Raw genomic sequence first — 19,002 nt, 5'->3', positions numbered from 1 at the left:
GGAAAGTGACATGCACTCCCCTATTTTATTTCTCTATGCATATGAATGTAAACCGGCAATAATTAAGTTTACTACAATAAAGTTAAACATAATGATTGCAAAACCAATTACTGCAAGCCAAGCTGACTTCTCTCCATGCCATCCTTTTGATAGGCGTAAATGTAATACTGCCGCATAAAAGAGCCAAGTGATAAGTGCCCAAACCTCTTTTGGATCCCAGCCCCAAAAACGTGTCCACGCTATTTGTGCCCAAATCATCGCAAAAATTAATGCACCTAATGTGAACACTGGGAATCCAATTGCAATAGATCGATATCCGATTTCATCTAGTAAATCACTATTCGTATTCTTTACTAACGGCTGAAGTGCCGCCGATACTCGCTTCCGTAAAACAAGTCTTAATACAATATACAGTAATGTTCCAACTAACACTGACCAAATAACAGTATTTAATTTTTTCGCATTTACAATCGCTGGAACTTCAACTGCCGGTTCTAATTTATTTTCTGTCAGTAACTTCCCTTCGTGCGGTCCAACTAAAGCCGGAAGATTGTATTTCATTTCCACTTGTTGTTCATTTTTATCAATCCATTGAAACTTCGCTTCATATTTCATACTAGAAAATACCGTTGTTACTCCAATAAATCCAACTGTACAAACAAGTGTAAATACTACCGTCTCTAGCCAAAATGTACGTTTACTTCTCGTCGATTGATCTACATTTTTCAATAAATACATAACACCTGTAATAAAACTAATCGCTAAAATGGCTTGTCCTGCTGCTGCCGTCGTCACGTGAATATGTAACCAATTACTTTTTAAAGATGGAATAAGCGGAGATATTTCCCTCGGAAACATACTTGCATAGGCAATTAATAAAAGCGCAACTGGTAATGCAAATAGTCCGATTATGCTTACACGGTACATAAAATACATGACAATAAATGCTCCTACAAGCATCATGCCGAAAAATGTACCGAATTCAAAAAAGTTACTAACTGGCGCATGTCCTGATGCAATCCACCTTGTAACAAAATATACTGTTTGTGCAATAAACCCTAAAATTGTAATCGTTATTCCTACATTTGCCCATTTATGACCCTTTTCTTTAATTGCTCCCCCGAAAAATAGAGTGGCAATTAAATATAAAATAAATGCGGTAAAGAGAAAGTTACTACTTATTTGCACCATATCGTTTCCCCACCTTAACTAATTTTTTTATCAATTACTTTATCATTTGGCTGTGGAATTGCTGTACCTTCTAGTACTCTTTCAATATCTTTCTTTAAACCGAACCAATTTTTATTTGTATGCCCTGCAATCCACCATTCATCATTAACACGTTGTATCCAAATACGGCGATGATTCCAATACATACCTTGAATGACACCAACCATAAATATAAATCCTCCAATGCCGAGAATCCAAAGCGTTAAATCTTTTCTTACAGTAAGTGCTGTGGCATTTTGCATTTCAACACCTGCAAACGACATTTTATATTTGTTGTTTCCATCTGGTTCTATATTTTGCTGAATACCAACAAAACTCACTTCACCATCTGGTGTTTCAGGTGTAAACATTTTAAATACAAATGCAGGATTGTTTGGTAATTTCGTTTTTGTATTTGGTTTTCCATTCTCATCAAAATAAAAATCAGGAAAATAGCTTAATAGTTCTAGAGAATAACCATTTCCTAAATCATATTTTTCCTTAGGATTCGTTAAATCTACTTTAATTGGTCCCCACTTTTGATTATTTTCTTTATTTTGCAAGTTAAAGGACATACTTTTAAATTCACTTTCTTTATAAGAAACTTGATACACTGCAAATTGATCAAATTTCAGTGGTTCATTCACTCGAATTTCCGCTTCTTTTACTTTTTCTAATTTCGGTTTTTGTCCTGCTATATTTTCTCCTACTGCTTTATATAATACGGCATTCGTTTGGAAGTTTTTCGCAATCATTTTATCGCCTACACGATCAATCGCTTCATCAAAAACTTCCTTGTCCTTACTTTTATCATAAACTTCTTTTATAAATTTCTCGTTTTTTAAGTAGTATTGTCCATCCGTCCCTGGTATTTCTTTCGTTTCACCGTCACGTAACCAAAGTGCTTCGTCTACGTACATACTCGGTAAAAAACGAAGCATCGCACCGAATAAAAAGATAATAAGACCGATATGATTTACATATGGACCCCAACGCGAGAAGCGTCCCTTTTCTGCTAAAACGTTTCCGTCTTCCACTTTCATGTTATAGTTTCTTTTCTTTAAATTCTCTTGCACTCTTTCCAGGTCACCTTCTTGCGGTGTACCAGTCCCATATAATCTCTGTCTCTTTAAAAAACTAGGATGTCTTTTTACGCCTTGCTTTTTTAAAGCTTTATAAAGTGGAATAACGCGGTCTAAACTACATATCACAAGTGAAATACCGATAGAAGCAATCAAAATCATATACCACCATGAACCGTATAAATTATTAAACCCTAATTGATAGTATAATTGTCCTAAAAATCCATATTCTTGTTTATAATATTCAGCTGGTGCAATACCTGGAGTTATGTACATTTCTTGCGGAAATATAGTTCCTATCGCTGATGCAGCTAAAGTTATTACGATTAGCCATACACCTACTTTTACAGAAGAGAAAAAGCTCCAAATTTTATCGACTATCGTTTTTGTCTGCGTGAGAGATCTCCGTGCACTCCCCTCATAGCGCATATCCAATAGTTTTGCATTTTCATTGCTTTCAAATGGTTTCCCGCAAGCTTCACAAAAAACGGTTCCTATCGGATTAACATGTCCACATTCACATTTAATTTCTTTCAACACTCTCACCGCCCCTGTATCTATATGTACTATTGTATATTCTAACCTCAAGTTACCGCAATACTCAGAATTTTTAAACCAGAGGCACTATAAACACGCACCCCTTATGTAAAGGCTTTCTTTATTACGGAGTAATTTTCTTTAAATACCCTTCTAACTGTTCTTTCGTTTGTTCCCCTATAATTTGCTCCACTACTTTTCCATCTTTATCAATCAAAAAGCTTGTCGGTAAAGGACCTACTCCATATGTTCCTATAATCTTTTGTCCTTTATCAATGGCAACTGGGAATTTCAAACCATATTGGTTCACAAAGTTCTTTACTGCAATATCCGTTTCATCTGCATCTAACGCTATGATTTCAACGCCTTTTTCTTTATACTTTGGATATAATTCATTCATATAAGGCATTTCTTTTTCACAAGGTTTACACCACGTGCCCCAAAAGTTTAAAAATACACCTTTTCCCTTTAAATCTTTTAGTTCAATTTTCTTTCCTTCTAAATCCGTCACAATAAAGTTAGGTGCTTCTTTTCCGATTTGCATTTTCTCTTTATTAGCAAAGAATCCTTGATAAAGGGTAAATCCTACAGCACCACATAAAATGAGTAGAATAATAACGCGAAATAATAAGCGATTTTTCTTCATATTACCTCTCCTCTCCTCGGTAAATGTTATGTATTATCTTCTGTAAATGTTGTATTGAATAAATCACCAGCAGAGCACTCCACTGGTGAATTTTTAACTCTATAGCTTATCTTGGCTTTGTAGAAGCAAGCGCGCGTAATTGTTTCACCTCATGTGGTGTCAATTCTCTCGCATCACCAGGTCGCAGGCTTCCTACTTCTAAGAAAGCATAACGTTCACGTTTTAATTTCACTACTTTACAGTCTAACGCTTCAAACATACGACGTACTTGACGATTACGTCCTTCATGAATTGTTAATTGTACAATAGCCATCTCTTTACGCTTGTCCCAAGAAATAATTTTCACACGTGCTGGTGCTGTTTTACCGTCTTCTAACGTAACACCGCGTTCTAACATGCGAATTTTCTCACCTGTTAATGGCCCTTTTATTTTTGCAACATATGTTTTTTCAACTTTATATCTAGGATGCATTAATACGTTTGCGAAGTCCCCATCGTTTGTCATTAATAATACGCCAGACGTATCATAATCTAAGCGTCCGATTGGGAATAAACGTTGTGTAATTTCCGGGAAAAAGTCCGTTACAACACTTCTTCCTTTATCGTCTGATACACTTGAAATTACGCCAGTTGGTTTATATAGTAAAAAATAAACAGGTTCTTCTTTTTCAAGAGGGATATTATTTACTTCTACTTTATCTTGAGGAGTTACTTTTGTCCCTAACTCTTTCACTATTTTTCCATTAACTTTCACTTTTCCTTGCTGAATTAATTCCTCAGCCTTTCTTCTCGATGCAATACCTGCTTGCGCAATCACTTTTTGTAATCGTTCCATTTCTTTTTTTCACCTCGAATTTATCTTACCTTACATTAGAAAGACTTGGCAACCGCATACGCTTTACGGCTATTCGCTTCATCTTACTTAAACAACATAGCGATGATAATAAACATATAAAGGTCAAATCATGTTTTTACCCTTTATTATTGTCCATATTTTTCATATTTCTCACAATAAAAGTTCATCATTTTGTCAAAAATACCACATAAAAAAACCACTATTAAGCTACACCTTAATAGTGGTCGTATACGTATTATAAGCGAAATAGCGTAAAAAATGAATAGTATTACTGAAACAATAAAGAAACGAACACAATTGAGCATATAATCCCGATTAAATCTGCAAAAAGTCCTACTTTTAGTGCATCCCCCATTTTTCTAATCCCAACCGCTCCAAAATATACAGTTAAAATATAGAAAGTCGTATCTGTGCTCCCTTGCATCGTAGAAGCCAATCTCCCAATAAACGAATCTGGCCCATATGTTGCAATTAAATCGGTCGTAATACTTAAACCAGCAGAGCCTGAAATAGGGCGTATAAGTGCTAAGGGTACAATTTCTGCTGGAACATGGATCAAATCTAACATTGGCTTCATTACCGATATCATTGCATCTAACGCACCTGAAGACCGGAATATAGAAATAGACACAAGCATTCCAACCATAAACGGTAAGATGGAAATTGCAATTTGAATCCCTTCTTTTCCTCCCTCAACGAACGATTCATACGTCGGCACTTTCTTTATTGTGCCATATAAAAGGATAAAACCAATTACACAAGGGATTACCCATAAGGAAATTGTATTTACAATGCTCATTTTTTCCGCCCCTTTCTACTCCTTCTTCGGTAAAAATAGCGGTCAATCCAAATTGCCCCAATCATAGAAAGTACTTGTGCAATAAATGTTACCCCAACAATTTCAGTAGGATTCGCTGATTCATACGTCATTCGAATGGAAATGACTGTCGTAGGAATTAATGTAATAGCTGATGTATTTAATGCTAGAAACGTCACCATAGAACGGCTCGCCGAATCCTTTCCTCCATTTAACTCTTTCAGTTGTTCCATCGCTTTAATACCAAGAGGGGTCGCTGCATTACCTAGACCAAAAAAGTTTGCCATCATATTTGATAGAATAAATCCCATAGACGGATGATCCTTTGGTATTTCTGGAAACAACCTTTTTACTATCGGCATAAAAAGTGTAACTAATTTTTTTAACAATCCGGCTTCCTCTGCAATTTTCATTAAACCGAGCCAAAATACTAAAACACTAATAAGTCCTATACAAATCGTTACCGCATCTTTTGCTCCGTCAAATACAGCTTTATTCACTTCTTCCATCGTTCCATTTATCATGGCGTATACAATCCCAATGACAGCCATCGCTACCCATACGAGATTAACCATCGTTCCCAACACCTATCATGTAAGAAAAAATTTCTTTCACATTATTCCAGTAAAGTCCCGTTGTAGCTACTAACTTTCGTTTACTATAAAATAAATTCCGTTCTCCAACTTTTTCATTACCAACATAAATGTCTGTCTTCCCAACCTTTACTCCATCCGTAAGTTTTGTACTTTTATCGAGTTCAACTTTTAATACTACGTTCTTTTTTTCTTCTTCAGTTAACGGTACCGAAAAACTATTTTTCGTATAAACATGGTTGGCATACTTCTTTTCATTTATTTCAGCAATTGCTCCTTGTCCTAAAACTTTCGTTTGTTTGAAACGGTCAAAACCTTTATCAAACAAATTCATATGATCATCCCAATCACTAGAGGCACTCAAAGTTACGACAATTAAATCTAGTCCACCTTTTGATGCCGTTGTAACAAGCGTTCGCCCAGCTTTCTTCGTAAAGCCTGTTTTTCCCCCTGTTGCAAATTCATAATAAGACGTTACCAGCTTATGTTTATTTTTCCACGGGTAATCCCAAGAATCTGATTTATATGTTTTGGTTCCAAAGATTTTCTTAAATGTCTCGTTTCCCATTGCATATTTCGTTAATAATGCCATATCGTAAGCCGACGAATAATGTGATCCATCTCCATCTAAGCCATGAGGGTTTGAGAAGTGCGTATCTTTCATTCCAATTTCTTTCGCTTTTTGATTCATTAAATATACGAATCCATCTATACTCCCACCCACACTTTCAGCAATTACTTGCGCTGCGTCATTACCAGATCTAAGCATGAGTCCGTATACTAAATCTTCTAACTTCACTTTTTGTCCAGGCTTTAAATAGATTGCCGATCCTTCCACCCTCACCGCTTCATTACTAACTGATACCATTTCTTTCATCTTCCCTGATTCAGCAGCTAATAAGGCGGTCATAATTTTTGTTATACTAGCAATTTTTTGAGGCTCATGTTCTGCCTTTCCGTATAATACACGACCAGACTGTTGCTCCATTAATACAGCATTTCGAGCACTAACATTGCTGTTCATCTTTGCATATGTAGGAATCGGCATAACGCTTGCATACATCATAAGAAGCGTAATGATTACACAAATTCGTCTCATATTTCCCCCCACGTCCTTTTGGCACTTTTTGTACAAGTGTATGCTTGGCCTTTTAAAATATGAACGAAATCTTCCTTCTACTTCCATTAAAAAAGACGCAGAGAATTTGCGTCTAATATGGTGTCCATTCAATTTGTTTCGCAGTTTCAAACCTTTTTTCTACATCAGGCCAATTTACAACATTCCACCAGTTTTTAATATATTCATCTTTTCGATTTTGGTATTGTAAATAATACGCATGTTCCCAGACATCTAGTACAAGGAGCGGTATCGTATCCCATTGTGTAAATAATTGATGAAGTGTACTTTGCAAAATTTCTAACCTTCCAGACCGGGGTACCCAAACGAGAATTGCCCAGCCTGAACCTTCTACTTTAGAGGCTGCTTCTGTAAAATGTTTTTGGAAACGTAAAAAGCTCCCAAAATCTTGTTCAATTTGTTGTGAAAAAGTTCCTCTTGGACTTCCACCACCGTCTTTTTTCATGTTATTCCAAAATATCGTGTGTAAGTAATGACCTGACCCATGAAAAGCCGCTTCCCTTTCCCAATGCTTAATTAAATCAAATTTATTTGTTTTTCTCGCTTCTTCCATCATCTTCTCTGCTTTATTTAATCCTTCCACGTAACTCCGATGATGTTTATCATGATGTAACATCATAATTTCTTTAGAAATATACGGTTCTAACGCATTATATGGATAAGGTAATGGCGGGAGTGTATGTCCTCCAATTGGGACAGCTCGTTCACTATCCCCTCTTTCATATAATTCATATTCCTCTTCTTCTTGCATAAATACTTCCTGCAAGTGATGCTGAATATGTTCTACATCATCGCTTATTTCATACATAAACTCTGCATCTGTTTCATACTCATGCTCTTTCATACGCTCTAATAACGTCTGAATTTTATACGCAAGCATATGGACATCATACACTTCCATTGCGCGACTATCTAATACGTGAAGAACACTTTCACACCAATTTTCTACTTCATGAAAGTAATCTGTAAATACACCTTGCTGATTCATGTTGCACCTCCCTAATGCTATCCACTTAACTATATTCAATGAAAATCCCTTATATAACTGTACAAAAGGAAAAGAAGCTAAGTCACCTTAGCTTCTTTTCCTCAATCAATATTTGTGTAACATCTTTGTCTGATAATCCGTCTCATAATATTCTAGTTCTTCACGCATCAATTGAAATTTACCTTCTAAACTCTTCATCACTTGCTCTAAAGATGCAGGTGGTGTTTGTTGAAAAACGATAGAATTTTTCCCTGTATATGCAGACCGACTATTTTCATACCAATGATCACTCTTCGGTGAAAAAAACTCTGCAATTACTTGATGGTAAATCTTATATAAAATTTTTTCAGCTGCTGTTTTTCGAAATGGCTGGCTATTCAACAAAACAAAACATGCATCCTGTCCTTCTTCGCAAAAAACGAGAAGTCGTCTCATTGATGCTAATAACCCTTTATAATATCGCTCATTCCCTGCTGGTGTTTCCTCTAATAAAGAAGGTAACGTATGATAATTTACATAATTGGTTATCAAATTAATAGCATCTTCTAAAAATATAGAAACTTGTTCTGTTTGATTTTCAACCATCAAATTAGACATTTTTTTCTCTCTCCTTTGCCATTTCACGCTATTTCTACTCTTTTATTTTTATGTAATTCAGCCAATATTTCTTGTACTTTCGACACCGTTCCCTCATCAAAATATTGTTGAAATTCTTCCATATTATTTAAATACAAACGTTTTTGCCCACGAAGCTCCTTATCTTTCATTAAACAACATATCGCTACAATATCGCGCAAATATATGTTTTGTTCTTCTACTTTATACACTGGATTTCCTTCAAAAGGAGTAATTTCTTGTAAAACTTCTTCAAAATATCGAACGTATAAAACCGAAAAAGTTTTCTCTTTACCATTTAATATATATGTCACTTCAGATCTGTTAAAAAAATCTTGTGATGTATTAGGTTTCTCTTTTTCTAACTCATATCCTACGTAACCTTTTATAATCATATACTCCCCCCTCACCCTTCTTTCACCTTATTCTAACTTAATTTTCTGATAAACTAAATATTCTTTTAAATATACCTATATAAAAAATAGCTCCCCTATACAGGAAATTACCTTTTTATTTTTCTTGAAGTTTGTCATAATAATATTATTGTCTCAGTTTTCTTATACAAGGAGAGTTGTATTTATGTCGTTTTCATGGAAACGTTTCTTACAAATCGGGAAAATTATCTTCCCATTTGTTGTATTAACAATTGTATTCTTTCAAGCAAAAAAAGAATTAGCGGGCATTTCTTTTTTAGAAGCGATTGATACAATTAAAAACATTCCAACTGGAGGAGTCTTTTTAGCAATTACACTTGGTGCATTCGCTGTATCAACAATGTTCTTTTATGACTATGTTATGCTTCGTTACTTAAAAGCTGATATTCCTGTCCAAAAGATTTTCCGTATCTCGTGGATTGCTAATACTTTAAATGGATTTATCGGGTTTGGTGGTCTTGTTGGAGCCGGCGTACGCACAATGCTTTATCGTCCATATATAAAAGAAAATGGAAAACTTATTAAAAGTATCGCTTGGATGACAACTGCCTTTATTAATGGATTAGCCATTCTTTCATTTCTTGGTCTTATCGGAATATTAGACACGAGATTTATTTTGCATGAAAAACCATGGCTATGGCCTGTTCTTATCTTCTTCGCTCTTTTCGTCCCTATATATATCGGATTTTCTAAATTAAAAAATAGAAAAGCAACGCAAACAGAGGAACAAGAAGAAGAGGAGAAAAACCCAACTGTTTTATACTCATTAGTTTCATTAGTCGAATGGGTATCTGCTGGTATTGTTATGTACGTCATATTACTATTATTTGGCATTGAAATCGAATTCCAAAAGTTTTTAGGCGTATATGTTATTGCTGCTTTAGCTGGTGTCGTTAGCCTTGTTCCTGGTGGCCTTGGATCATTTGATCTTGTCTTCTTAACTGGGCTTGGGCAATACGGCATCGATACAGGTGTTTTACTCCCTGCTATGTTATTATATCGTCTCGTCTATTACATCTTACCCTTCTGCCTTGGTCTCATTTTTGCAGCTTTTGAAATGACAGGAGTAGCCATTAAAAAGTTTGAAGATAAACCTTTTATTGCGCCTGCATTAGAGACAACTGGTGTTATATGGACTTTGCAGCGTGACTTTCTAGGAAAGTTAGGTTCTTGGGCATCTGCTGCTTTAACAGTATTTGCTGGCTTAATGGTTATTTTATCAACCATTCTACCGACAAGTATAAATCGGGCACACGCCTTACATATTCTAGCTCCAAAACATCTTATTCAATTTTCTTTTAGCTTATCCCTAACATTCGGTATTCTCCTCCTCATTCTTTCGCGGGGGATATATTACGGAACAAAACGTTCTTATTATATGACGATTGTTTCTTTAATTGGAGCGGCTATTTTTAACACACTAAAAGGAATTGATGTTGAAGAAACTTTTATTTTATTAATCGTACTCGCTGTATTGTATATGCTTCGTAAAAGGTTTGTACGTGAGAAAATGGAAGTCTCACTTTCCGATATCGTAAAAGTTTTTATATTCCTACTTGTAACGTTATATTTATATAAAAACTTAGGTATTTTATTTGCAGGTGCAAAAGAAGCTTTCAAACCTGATTTTGTCGTTCGTAATATTACACAAGTGAAACGAAGTGCATTAGCAGCTGCCTTTTTTGTTCCTACTTTTTTACTAATTGGTTCACTCATTGCAAATCGTTATCGAAATGAATTTCCCGGGCAACCAGCTAATGATAAACGATTACAAAACTTCTTAGATGAACATGGCGGAAATGTACTTAGTCATTTAGGTTTTTTAGGAGATAAACAGTTCTTTTTCAGTAGTGATGGAAAAGCACTCATTCTCTTCTCAATAACTGGAAAACGACTTATTGTACTGGGTGATCCAATTGGGGACCCTTCCTCCTATCGTACTGTATTGCAAGAGTTTTTAGCTGAGGCTGATCGATTTGGATACATTTGTGTATTCTATCAAATTGAAAGTAAATGGATGAGTTTATACCACGATTTTGGTTATAACTTCTTTAAGCTTGGTGAAGAAGCTGTTGTTGATTTAAATACCTTTACAATAACAGGAAAGAAACGCGCTGGCATGCGAGCTACTTTCAACCGTTTTGAAAGAGAAGGCTATACATTCTCTATTCATGAGCCACCTTTCTCCGACGAATTATATGAAGAGTTAAGAAAAGTTTCAGATGCATGGCTTGGTGGAAAAAAAGAGAAAGGTTTTTCACTCGGATACTTCGATCGTGAATATATTAGTCGCGCTCCTATCGCAACATTATCTGATGCGGATGGAAAAATTATTGCATTCACAACATTCATGCCTGTATATCAAAACGGATTATTATCTGTCGATTTAATGCGATATTATCCAGATGCGCCTAGCGGCATTATGGACGCAATTTTCATCCACTTATTCCAGTGGGCAAAAGAAAATGAATACCACTCCTTTAATATCGGTATGGCACCACTTTCAAATGTTGGTTTATCCACACAGTCTTTCTGGTCTGAACGAGTGGCTGCTGCAATCTTTAATAACGTTCGTTATACGTATAGTTTCAGCGGATTACGACATTTTAAAGAAAAATATAAACCAGCATGGAGCGGTAAATATTTAGCATTTAGGAAGAATCATTCTTTACCAATTACAATGCTCTCTGTAACAAAATTAATAGGAAAAAGAAAAAACAGCTAAATTCTTAGCTGTTTTTTCTTTTTTGAACTTGTACAATAAATTCTTTTTCATACTTCTTACCATTTATATAGAAATTCCCCCACATTTTATACGTGCCCTCGGCAGGAAATGTAATTCGGTATTGTAATTGCTCATCCGTATCTACAGGCATAGCGTATAAAAAATTCTCCTTCGTTTCATCCACTATATAGAGTGACTCTACTTCTCCTCTCTCTGAATGCAATTTCAATTTTTCACCCTTTTTCGATTGAAACTGAAATGTTAACGTAACTGGTTCATTCGGATGTAATGCGCCAAATAAAAGAGAAACTTCATACTCTCCTATTTTTTTTGTAAGTACACTGTCGATTGGAAATTTCACTTTTTTCTTATTGTTCTCCTCTTTCGTTCTACCAAAATTCTTCCTAGCGAATGACTCTACGGACTTATTTTTGTCTTCGTATAAAAATATTGTATATTCTTCGTCTTTCGCTATTTTGGAAGATAACTTATATGACCCGTTCCCTGCAAATGTGGGTTTAATTTGTTGTATGTTTTTTAACTGTCCATCTACAATCACTGCCCGCATTTGATCATTTACACCACGAATTTCATTATTCTTGTTGTTTAACAACTGAAATACAATATCTACTTTCTCATTTCCCTTTCCATTTGAAACATCCCACTTTACTTCCTGAACATCTCCTACAGTCTCTTCGTTTTCTTGATATTTTTTTATGTAAAATCCTCCTGCCACAATAAGTACTAACGCAATAAGCCCAATGACAAGATTTTTCAAAACATCACCTACCATTTTTATTGTCTCTATTCATACAAAACTTCTTAAGATATATATTCTAGATTATGATTTATGAAATCCTCCTATTTTGTACATATTACAAATAATAAAAAGATTTTAATTGAAAGGATTCGTAGTGTATAATGCAAATGATATTGATTTCTATCAATACATTATAAGGAGGACTTTTTTATGAGTGTACATATCGAAGCAAAACAAGGCGAAATCGCTGAATCTATTCTATTACCTGGTGATCCATTACGTGCAAAATATATCGCTGAAACATTTCTAGAGGACGTTACTTGCTATAATAATGTGCGTGGTATGTTAGGTTTCACTGGAACTTATAAAGGAAAACGTGTATCTGTTCAAGGTACAGGTATGGGTGTTCCTTCTATTTCTATTTATGTAAACGAATTAATCCAAAGCTACGGAGTTAAAAATTTAATTCGCGTTGGAACTTGCGGTGCAATTCAAAAAGATGTAAAAGTTCGTGATGTTATTATCGCAATGACGGCTTGTACTGATTCTAATATGAACCGTTTAACATTCCCAGGATTTGATTTTGCACCAGCTGCAAACTTTGACCTTTTAAAGAAAGCTTATGATGCTGGAACTGAAAAAGGATTACACGTTCGTGTCGGTAACGTTTTAACAGCAGATGTGTTTTATCGTGAAAGCATGGACATGGTTAAAAAACTTGGAGATTACGGTGTATTAGCAGTAGAAATGGAAACAACTGCTCTTTACACATTAGCAGCGAAATACGGTGTAAATGCATTATCTGTATTAACAGTTAGCGATCACATCTTCACTGGCGAAGAAACAACATCTGAAGAGCGTCAAACTACATTTAACGAAATGATTGAAATCGCTTTAGATGCAGCAATTCAACAATAATACACTAAAGAACTTGTCATACGTCTGGCGAGTTCTTTTTATGTGACTTTTTATAAATAACTACTTTATAAAGAGACAGATTTCTCCCCTCTACTTTCTTGTAACGTTTGTTATAATGAAGTGAAACTTTAATCAGTGGAGGTTTTTTCCATCCCCCACTGATTATTAGTTGAACCAATCGGATTTTACGGGCAATTGATCTCCCTCCTAACTCCCTTGTATTCGCCGAATTTTGAAGTGGGAGTCTTATTGCCCGTTAAAGCGGGATAAAGAAATCATTTACAGTATTTCTCATAAGAGGTGACGCAGTGAAAAACAGAAGTATCGTCTTTAAACTATTTTTATTAACATCCACTTTATTTACAATCATATTCCTACTTTTTTTCCTAGGACAATCTCTATTTTTAGAGAAATTTTATATTAATAAGAAAGTAAAAACAGTCCAAACTGCTTTTGAAAAATTCGTAGATAATTATGATAAAAGTGATAAAAGTTATGAGCAGGTTAGAAAACTAAAACAAGAATTTCATGATAAAACAAATGCCGATATGCAGTTTTTGGATTCTAACGGTATTATTAAAAGTGATAACAATTACTATATCGATGTATTTAATCCCAACAATAATAAACAGTATTCCATTCCACTCAATAATCTTTTAACACCAGAAGAATATAATAAATTCGAAAATTTAGGTTTAAAAAAAGATGTAATAATCAATGTTGATGGAGTCGTACAAGAGAATAATATAATCACACCACAAAAATTAGGAACGAATTATAATCAATGGCAGAACGAACATTTCTATTCGGATTTTCAGTCAATTAATGGTAACCCTTCTAAGAACAGACTTGCAAGCCGATACAAATCTACAACTCGAATTGTCTTTACAGGTGTTATAACTAAGTTACAGCTCCCATCCAAAGCGGAGGTTCGTCTTGCAAATGATATTGAAACATTACAAGCCGTTCAATATTTTGCAGATATGATTAGAGAGGGAACTTCTAACTCGAACCAATTAAGTACTTTCATATTAGATGGCGGAGAAAATATAAAAAATAGTATCTTTGTAAAACCGATTATAGAAAATGGAAGGATTACAGAATACGCTTTTGCGATAGCATCTTTGCAGCCTGTTAATGAAGCGATGCTCGTTTTAAAAGATTATTATGTCTATGCCTTAATCATCGTGTTTCTCGTAATTATTTTGTTATCCTTCTACTACTCAAAAATCATTGTTAAGCCATTAATTAAAATAAATCGTGTTACAAAAAAAATGGCTAATTTTGATTTCAGCGAGAAATTACCTGTTACAGCTGACGATGAAATTGGCGGGCTTTCTGGCAGTATCAATACATTATCTGTAAATTTAAAAGATCGAATCGATCGATTAAATGTTGCTAATACAAAGTTACAACAAGATATTGAACGTGAACGTCAATTAGAAAAAACAAGAAAAGAATTCATTTCTGGCGTATCACACGAATTAAAAACACCGCTAAGTGTAATTAGAAGTTTTGCAGAAGGAATTAAAGATGGTGTTAGTAAGGATACTTCGTATTATACTGATGTTATTTTAGAAGAAACAGAAAATATGAACAGGCTGATTGTTGAAATGTTAGAATTAGCAAAGTTGGAATCTGGTACTTACAAACTAGATATGACGACGTTCTCAATCGGTGAATTAACGCAACAAGTCTACACAAAATTATTATTTAGCATGGAAGAAAAACATTTACAAGTGAACATCGATGCAGACTCTTCTATACTTGTTAAAGCAAATCGCAGTCGCATTGAGCAAGTAGTTGTGAACTTACTAAGTAATGCAATCCGTTATACGCCAGAGGGAGAAAAAATACAAGTCTCCATTATAGAAGCAGAAGATACCGTAAAAGTCGAAATCGAGAATACAGGAAACCCTATCCCTGAAGAAAGTCTTGAAAAAATTTGGGATCGCTTCTATCGTCTAGATGCATCGCGTAGCCGTCACACTGGAGGTACCGGTCTCGGATTATCTATTGTAAAAAACATTTTAGACCTCCATCATGCCGAGTATGGTGTGTATAATACGACTAACAGTGTTGTATTCTATTTCAATTTACAAAAAGTAAAAGAAGTCAAATAATTTGTCTTAATTTCACTAGGAGTTCACATGAAATTCACACTCTCCCTTTATAGTAAGAAACAAGTTAATCCTTTCCTTTACACATATAAAAGAGGAGAGTGCGTGAAATGAAACAAGCAGGACAACCTATTCAAAATGAAAAACAATTAGAAACTATCAAAAATATACTTTTACAATCTTCGAAACGTGATGGCTTATTATTCGTATTAGCTGTAAATTCTGGCTTAAAAGTAAGTGAAATCTTACAATTAAAAGTTAGTGATGTAATCGATGAAAATGAAAATGTACGCCATTCCATTTTATTTTACAATGAAAAAGTGAAGAAACATAAATGGTTTGCTGTAAATGAAGACTTACAGCACGCAATCGAAGACTACATGAAAGAACGTAAAACTTGGAAACGTAATGAACCATTGTTAAAATCTCAAAAAGGAACAAAATCTATTACGAGACAACATGCATGGTACATTTTAAACAAAGCCGCAAAAGAAGTTGGATTAGAAGGGATTAGCTCACATACACTTCGAAAGACTTGGGGATATTGTGCATACAAATCAGGTGTTGATATCGCATTTTTACAACACTTCTTTGATCATAGTACTCCATCAAAAACTTTAAAGTATATCGGTATTGCTTAATAACTCTTATACATAAAAAAGGTTACCATTTATAAATGGTAACCTTTTTTATGTTTCACATTCTCTTTTCTTGTCTCTCCTATATTGTAGTGGTACTCTAATAGTAAGGGGGAGAAATTATGAACACTTTAACAATTGAATTACCGAAAGAAACGGCTGAAAAACTTGATTTATTAAAACAAGCTTACGAAAAGAAAACAGGTGCTTCTATTTCTGAGAGTACTCTTGTTCAAACACTTATCTCAAAAGAATTTATCCAAGCGATAACTCCTTTTGATTTACAACAATTCATCACTGGAAAAGAACAGCATTAATTGCTGTTCTTTTTTTATCTCTATTTAAAATATAAAAAGTTTTTTATTTATTTTTCGGAAAACCATTGACAATGATAATGATAACCATTATCATTTATTACGAAGCCAACAATTGATGAATCAACCAAACGCTCAGTAACATTGTTACCCCTCTTTTTCATATAGAAAGGCAATGTACATTCCCCCTGTTTGTACATTGCCTTTCTTGTTTATTATCACTCAAACAAATTTAATTGCTCAGGCTTTGGCTCACCATATGTAATGTTCATCATTTTCATAAGCTGTTTCGCATTATCAGCTGCATCGCCGCCCGAATTATTGTTAAATAGTACGTATATGTCCTTTGTCTTCTTTTTTAATTGTTCTAGTCTTTCTACCCATTCTTCTAATTCTTTATTGTTGTAGCGATATAAGCAACGCACCGCTCTCCAATTTTCCCCTTTATCAAGCCAGCCATGAACATTCCGGCCATGAAAACGTATTAACACCATCTCTGCATTCGTTACTTCTAATACAAGCGGTACTGAACCCATCCCTGCCTGCGGCTCATCACAAATTGTATGAATCCATTTCTCCTGCTCTAGGAACTGTAACGTCTTATCTCTCATTTTTGGATAAAACCATGTTTGATTTCGAAATTCTATCGCACACGGCAAACCTTCCATTTTTTCTTTTGTATATCGGAGAAAATCTACATTTTTCTTTTTACAATCAAACCATGGTGGATATTGAAATAAAATCGTTTTTAATTTACCAGCTTCAATTAAAGGAAGAATAGATTGTTTATATACATCAAACATCTCATCGAACGTAGAAAAAGGAATTTCACCTTTCATATGTCCTGTCATTCCTTGATATGCTTTTACGATAAAAGAAAAATCTTTCGGTGTTTCCATTGCCCATTTTGTATAGTTTCGTGCAGGTTGCATCGCATAAAATGAGCTATCCACTTCTACTATAGGAAAATACTCGCTGTATGTTCGTAATTTATTTCTATTTTCATAGGGATTTATGTATAAAGAATCATGATCTCCCCATCCTGTCACTCCAATAAACAGCACATATACCCCTCCCTTTTTAACTTCATCTTCTATTCACTTTCCAAACACTTTGCATCATGTAGCCTTTTCTTTAAGAGTATCCTTATAAAAATATGATATACTATATGGAAGAATTTTTAAAATGAGGGGTTATTTATTTATGCTTCCAAACGATGCTACTGTATCTCATGAAAAACGAATTGAAGAACTAGAAAATAAAGTACGTTTTTATGAAGAACTTGTGAATCAATTACCACATCATTTCACATACAAAAATCCACATATTGGTTTACGAATAAAGAAAACTAGAACAACCCATTCCATTCAAGAAATACCAAAAGAAAATAAAGAGGCTCATTTTCAACTTACTTGTGATTCATTATTTTTATTTGAACAACTCGAAAAACACTTTGTACATATTTTTGATGCCTTTTCACATCATGTAACCTTTGTCGATAGTAAAGGGAATATTACTTTATGTAATCAAGTTGCTGCAGATGATTTCGGTGTAATACGAAATGATATTATCGGAAAACCGATTCAACAATTACTAAACTTGCCGGAAGAAAAAATTAAAGCGATTGAAACATTAAAAACGGGAACAGAAATATATAATGAAGAAGTTTTAGACAAAAACTATGGCATTATAAATAACCGAATTATTCGTGATTATAACGGGGAGATTTTTAGAGTTATTAGTGTCTTTCATTATTTAAATACAGAACGTGATGCAGAGAAGTTTTCGTTAGCAGGGCGAATCGCAGCTGGAATTGCACACGAAGTACGAAATCCTCTTACAACAGTACGAGGATATTTACAATTTTTACAAGAAAGTGTTTCTCCATCTAATAAAGAACTATTTAAAAATTTACTTATTCCTGAATTAGATCGAGCAAATAGTATCATTACAAAATTTTTATCTCTTTCAAAAACACGTGAATTTAAAAGAGAACCCTTTCCCATTAATACATTTTTACGTGAGTATATTCAACAGTTACTAGTTAGTGAAGTTTCCTTGCATAATATTTCAATTGATTATAACTTCTCTAATGAATTAGATGATATTTTAGTCAATATTGATCGACATGAACTTGTTCAAGTGTTTTTAAATCTATTTCAAAATGCCGTCGATGCTCAAGGCGACGAACCTCTTTCTATTCAAATTACTAGTTATCGCCTTGATAACTTCGTTCGGATTACTTTCACAGATAATGGAATTGGTATTCCTCCAGCTATTCAAGAATATATCTTTGATCCATTCTTCTCAACGAAGGATTCGGGAACAGGACTAGGCTTGTCAGTAACAAAAAAAATCATCCAAAATCATAACGGCACGCTCAAAATGACTAGTGCTTCAAACGGTACAACTTTCACTATTTCTATTCCAATCTTACCTAAAACAACCCTTGAAAAATTAAATCAATGTAAATAAAGGACTAATGCACGAACTACATGCCAATTGTTAAACACTCCCAACAATTAGCATGTAGTTTTTTATGTTGCACTTTTCTTCTTTACATTATATAAACCTTTCTCTATATCTTACTTATTTCTTTCTAGGTGGGCCAA

At 34.4% G+C, this 19,002-nt stretch carries 18 protein-coding genes; 6 read left to right on the top strand and 12 right to left on the bottom strand.

The annotated features are described in order from the left end of the window. Nucleotides 1–33 precede the first annotated feature (33 nt). From resC to V7S45_RS07210, 10 genes are all read right to left on the bottom strand, one after another. Complete coding sequence (resC, locus tag V7S45_RS07255) at nt 34–1,191, bottom strand: cytochrome c biogenesis protein ResC (protein WP_000250083.1); 1,158 nt, start codon at nt 1,189–1,191, stop codon at nt 34–36. Nucleotides 1,192–1,205: 14 nt separating this feature from the next. Beyond that, nucleotides 1,206–2,831, bottom strand: coding sequence for a cytochrome c biogenesis protein ResB (resB, locus tag V7S45_RS07250; protein WP_342761704.1), 1,626 nt, complete (start codon nt 2,829–2,831; stop codon nt 1,206–1,208). A 121-nt stretch (nt 2,832–2,952) separates the two neighbouring features. Continuing rightward, entirely contained in the window at nt 2,953–3,474 is a 522-nt protein-coding gene (gene resA, locus V7S45_RS07245; RefSeq protein ID WP_000742192.1) for a thiol-disulfide oxidoreductase ResA, read from the bottom strand. 106 nt (nt 3,475–3,580) lie between these two features. Continuing rightward, complete coding sequence (rluB, locus tag V7S45_RS07240) at nt 3,581–4,309, bottom strand: 23S rRNA pseudouridine(2605) synthase RluB (protein WP_000440556.1); 729 nt, start codon at nt 4,307–4,309, stop codon at nt 3,581–3,583. Nucleotides 4,310–4,598: 289 nt separating this feature from the next. Beyond that, a complete protein-coding gene (gene spmB, locus V7S45_RS07235; protein ID WP_000029514.1) occupies nt 4,599–5,129 on the bottom strand; it encodes a spore maturation protein SpmB in 531 nt (176 codons plus the stop codon). Next, nucleotides 5,126–5,722, bottom strand: a complete 597-nt coding sequence (spmA, locus tag V7S45_RS07230; protein ID WP_000247811.1) for a spore maturation protein SpmA — start codon at nt 5,720–5,722, stop codon at nt 5,126–5,128. The genes spmB and spmA overlap by 4 nt, the downstream gene beginning before the upstream one ends. Next, nucleotides 5,715–6,839 carry a D-alanyl-D-alanine carboxypeptidase DacB gene (gene dacB / locus V7S45_RS07225; RefSeq protein ID WP_001252638.1) on the bottom strand — a complete coding sequence of 375 codons (1,125 nt, stop codon included), beginning with the start codon at nt 6,837–6,839 and terminating at the stop codon, nt 5,715–5,717. Before dacB ends, spmA begins: the two co-directional genes overlap by 8 nt. A gap of 112 nt (nt 6,840–6,951) precedes the next feature. Next, nucleotides 6,952–7,866, bottom strand: coding sequence for a superoxide dismutase (locus V7S45_RS07220; RefSeq protein WP_001075741.1), 915 nt, complete (start codon nt 7,864–7,866; stop codon nt 6,952–6,954). Nucleotides 7,867–7,971: 105 nt separating this feature from the next. Beyond that, nucleotides 7,972–8,463 (bottom strand): YpuI family protein, encoded by a 492-nt coding sequence (locus V7S45_RS07215; RefSeq protein WP_000067557.1) that lies wholly within the window; start codon nt 8,461–8,463, stop codon nt 7,972–7,974. A gap of 23 nt (nt 8,464–8,486) precedes the next feature. Next, entirely contained in the window at nt 8,487–8,876 is a 390-nt protein-coding gene (locus tag V7S45_RS07210; RefSeq protein WP_342761703.1) for a hypothetical protein, read from the bottom strand. Between the two features lie 184 nt (nt 8,877–9,060). Here V7S45_RS07210 and mprF point away from each other — a divergent pair, with 184 nt between their 5' ends. Beyond that, nucleotides 9,061–11,640 (top strand): bifunctional lysylphosphatidylglycerol flippase/synthetase MprF, encoded by a 2,580-nt coding sequence (gene mprF, locus V7S45_RS07205; RefSeq protein WP_025687633.1) that lies wholly within the window; start codon nt 9,061–9,063, stop codon nt 11,638–11,640. 4 nt (nt 11,641–11,644) lie between these two features. Here the strand turns inward: mprF and V7S45_RS07200 are convergent, their stop codons facing one another. Then, nucleotides 11,645–12,433 (bottom strand): hypothetical protein, encoded by a 789-nt coding sequence (locus V7S45_RS07200; RefSeq protein ID WP_342761702.1) that lies wholly within the window; start codon nt 12,431–12,433, stop codon nt 11,645–11,647. 177 nt (nt 12,434–12,610) lie between these two features. Between V7S45_RS07200 and deoD the strand changes: the two genes are divergently transcribed. The 4 genes from deoD to V7S45_RS07180 all read left to right on the top strand — a co-directional run bounded on the left by deoD (nt 12,611) and on the right by V7S45_RS07180 (nt 16,393). Beyond that, on the top strand, nt 12,611–13,318 hold the full coding sequence (gene deoD / locus V7S45_RS07195; protein WP_000110707.1) for a purine-nucleoside phosphorylase: 708 nt from the start codon (nt 12,611–12,613) through the stop codon (nt 13,316–13,318). A gap of 308 nt (nt 13,319–13,626) precedes the next feature. Continuing rightward, nucleotides 13,627–15,441, top strand: coding sequence for a HAMP domain-containing sensor histidine kinase (locus V7S45_RS07190; RefSeq protein WP_000797518.1), 1,815 nt, complete (start codon nt 13,627–13,629; stop codon nt 15,439–15,441). A gap of 107 nt (nt 15,442–15,548) precedes the next feature. After that, entirely contained in the window at nt 15,549–16,079 is a 531-nt protein-coding gene (locus V7S45_RS07185; RefSeq protein ID WP_000806236.1) for a tyrosine-type recombinase/integrase, read from the top strand. Between the two features lie 119 nt (nt 16,080–16,198). After that, nucleotides 16,199–16,393, top strand: a complete 195-nt coding sequence (locus tag V7S45_RS07180) for a DUF3924 domain-containing protein (RefSeq protein ID WP_001094858.1) — start codon at nt 16,199–16,201, stop codon at nt 16,391–16,393. Between the two features lie 215 nt (nt 16,394–16,608). Here V7S45_RS07180 and V7S45_RS07175 read toward each other — a convergent pair whose 3' ends face one another. Continuing rightward, a complete protein-coding gene (locus V7S45_RS07175) occupies nt 16,609–17,454 on the bottom strand; it encodes a DUF72 domain-containing protein (RefSeq protein ID WP_025689014.1) in 846 nt (281 codons plus the stop codon). A gap of 139 nt (nt 17,455–17,593) precedes the next feature. Here V7S45_RS07175 and V7S45_RS07170 point away from each other — a divergent pair, with 139 nt between their 5' ends. Beyond that, entirely contained in the window at nt 17,594–18,865 is a 1,272-nt protein-coding gene (locus tag V7S45_RS07170; protein WP_025689012.1) for an ATP-binding protein, read from the top strand. The last annotated feature ends 137 nt before the right edge of the window (nt 18,866–19,002 follow it).

The organism is Bacillus sp. BR3(2024), assembly GCF_039134555.1.
Taxonomy (GTDB): domain Bacteria; phylum Bacillota; class Bacilli; order Bacillales; family Bacillaceae_G; genus Bacillus_A; species Bacillus_A cereus.
Note: the sequence above shows the minus strand (reverse complement) of the source record. Positions and strands in the feature narration are given on the sequence as shown.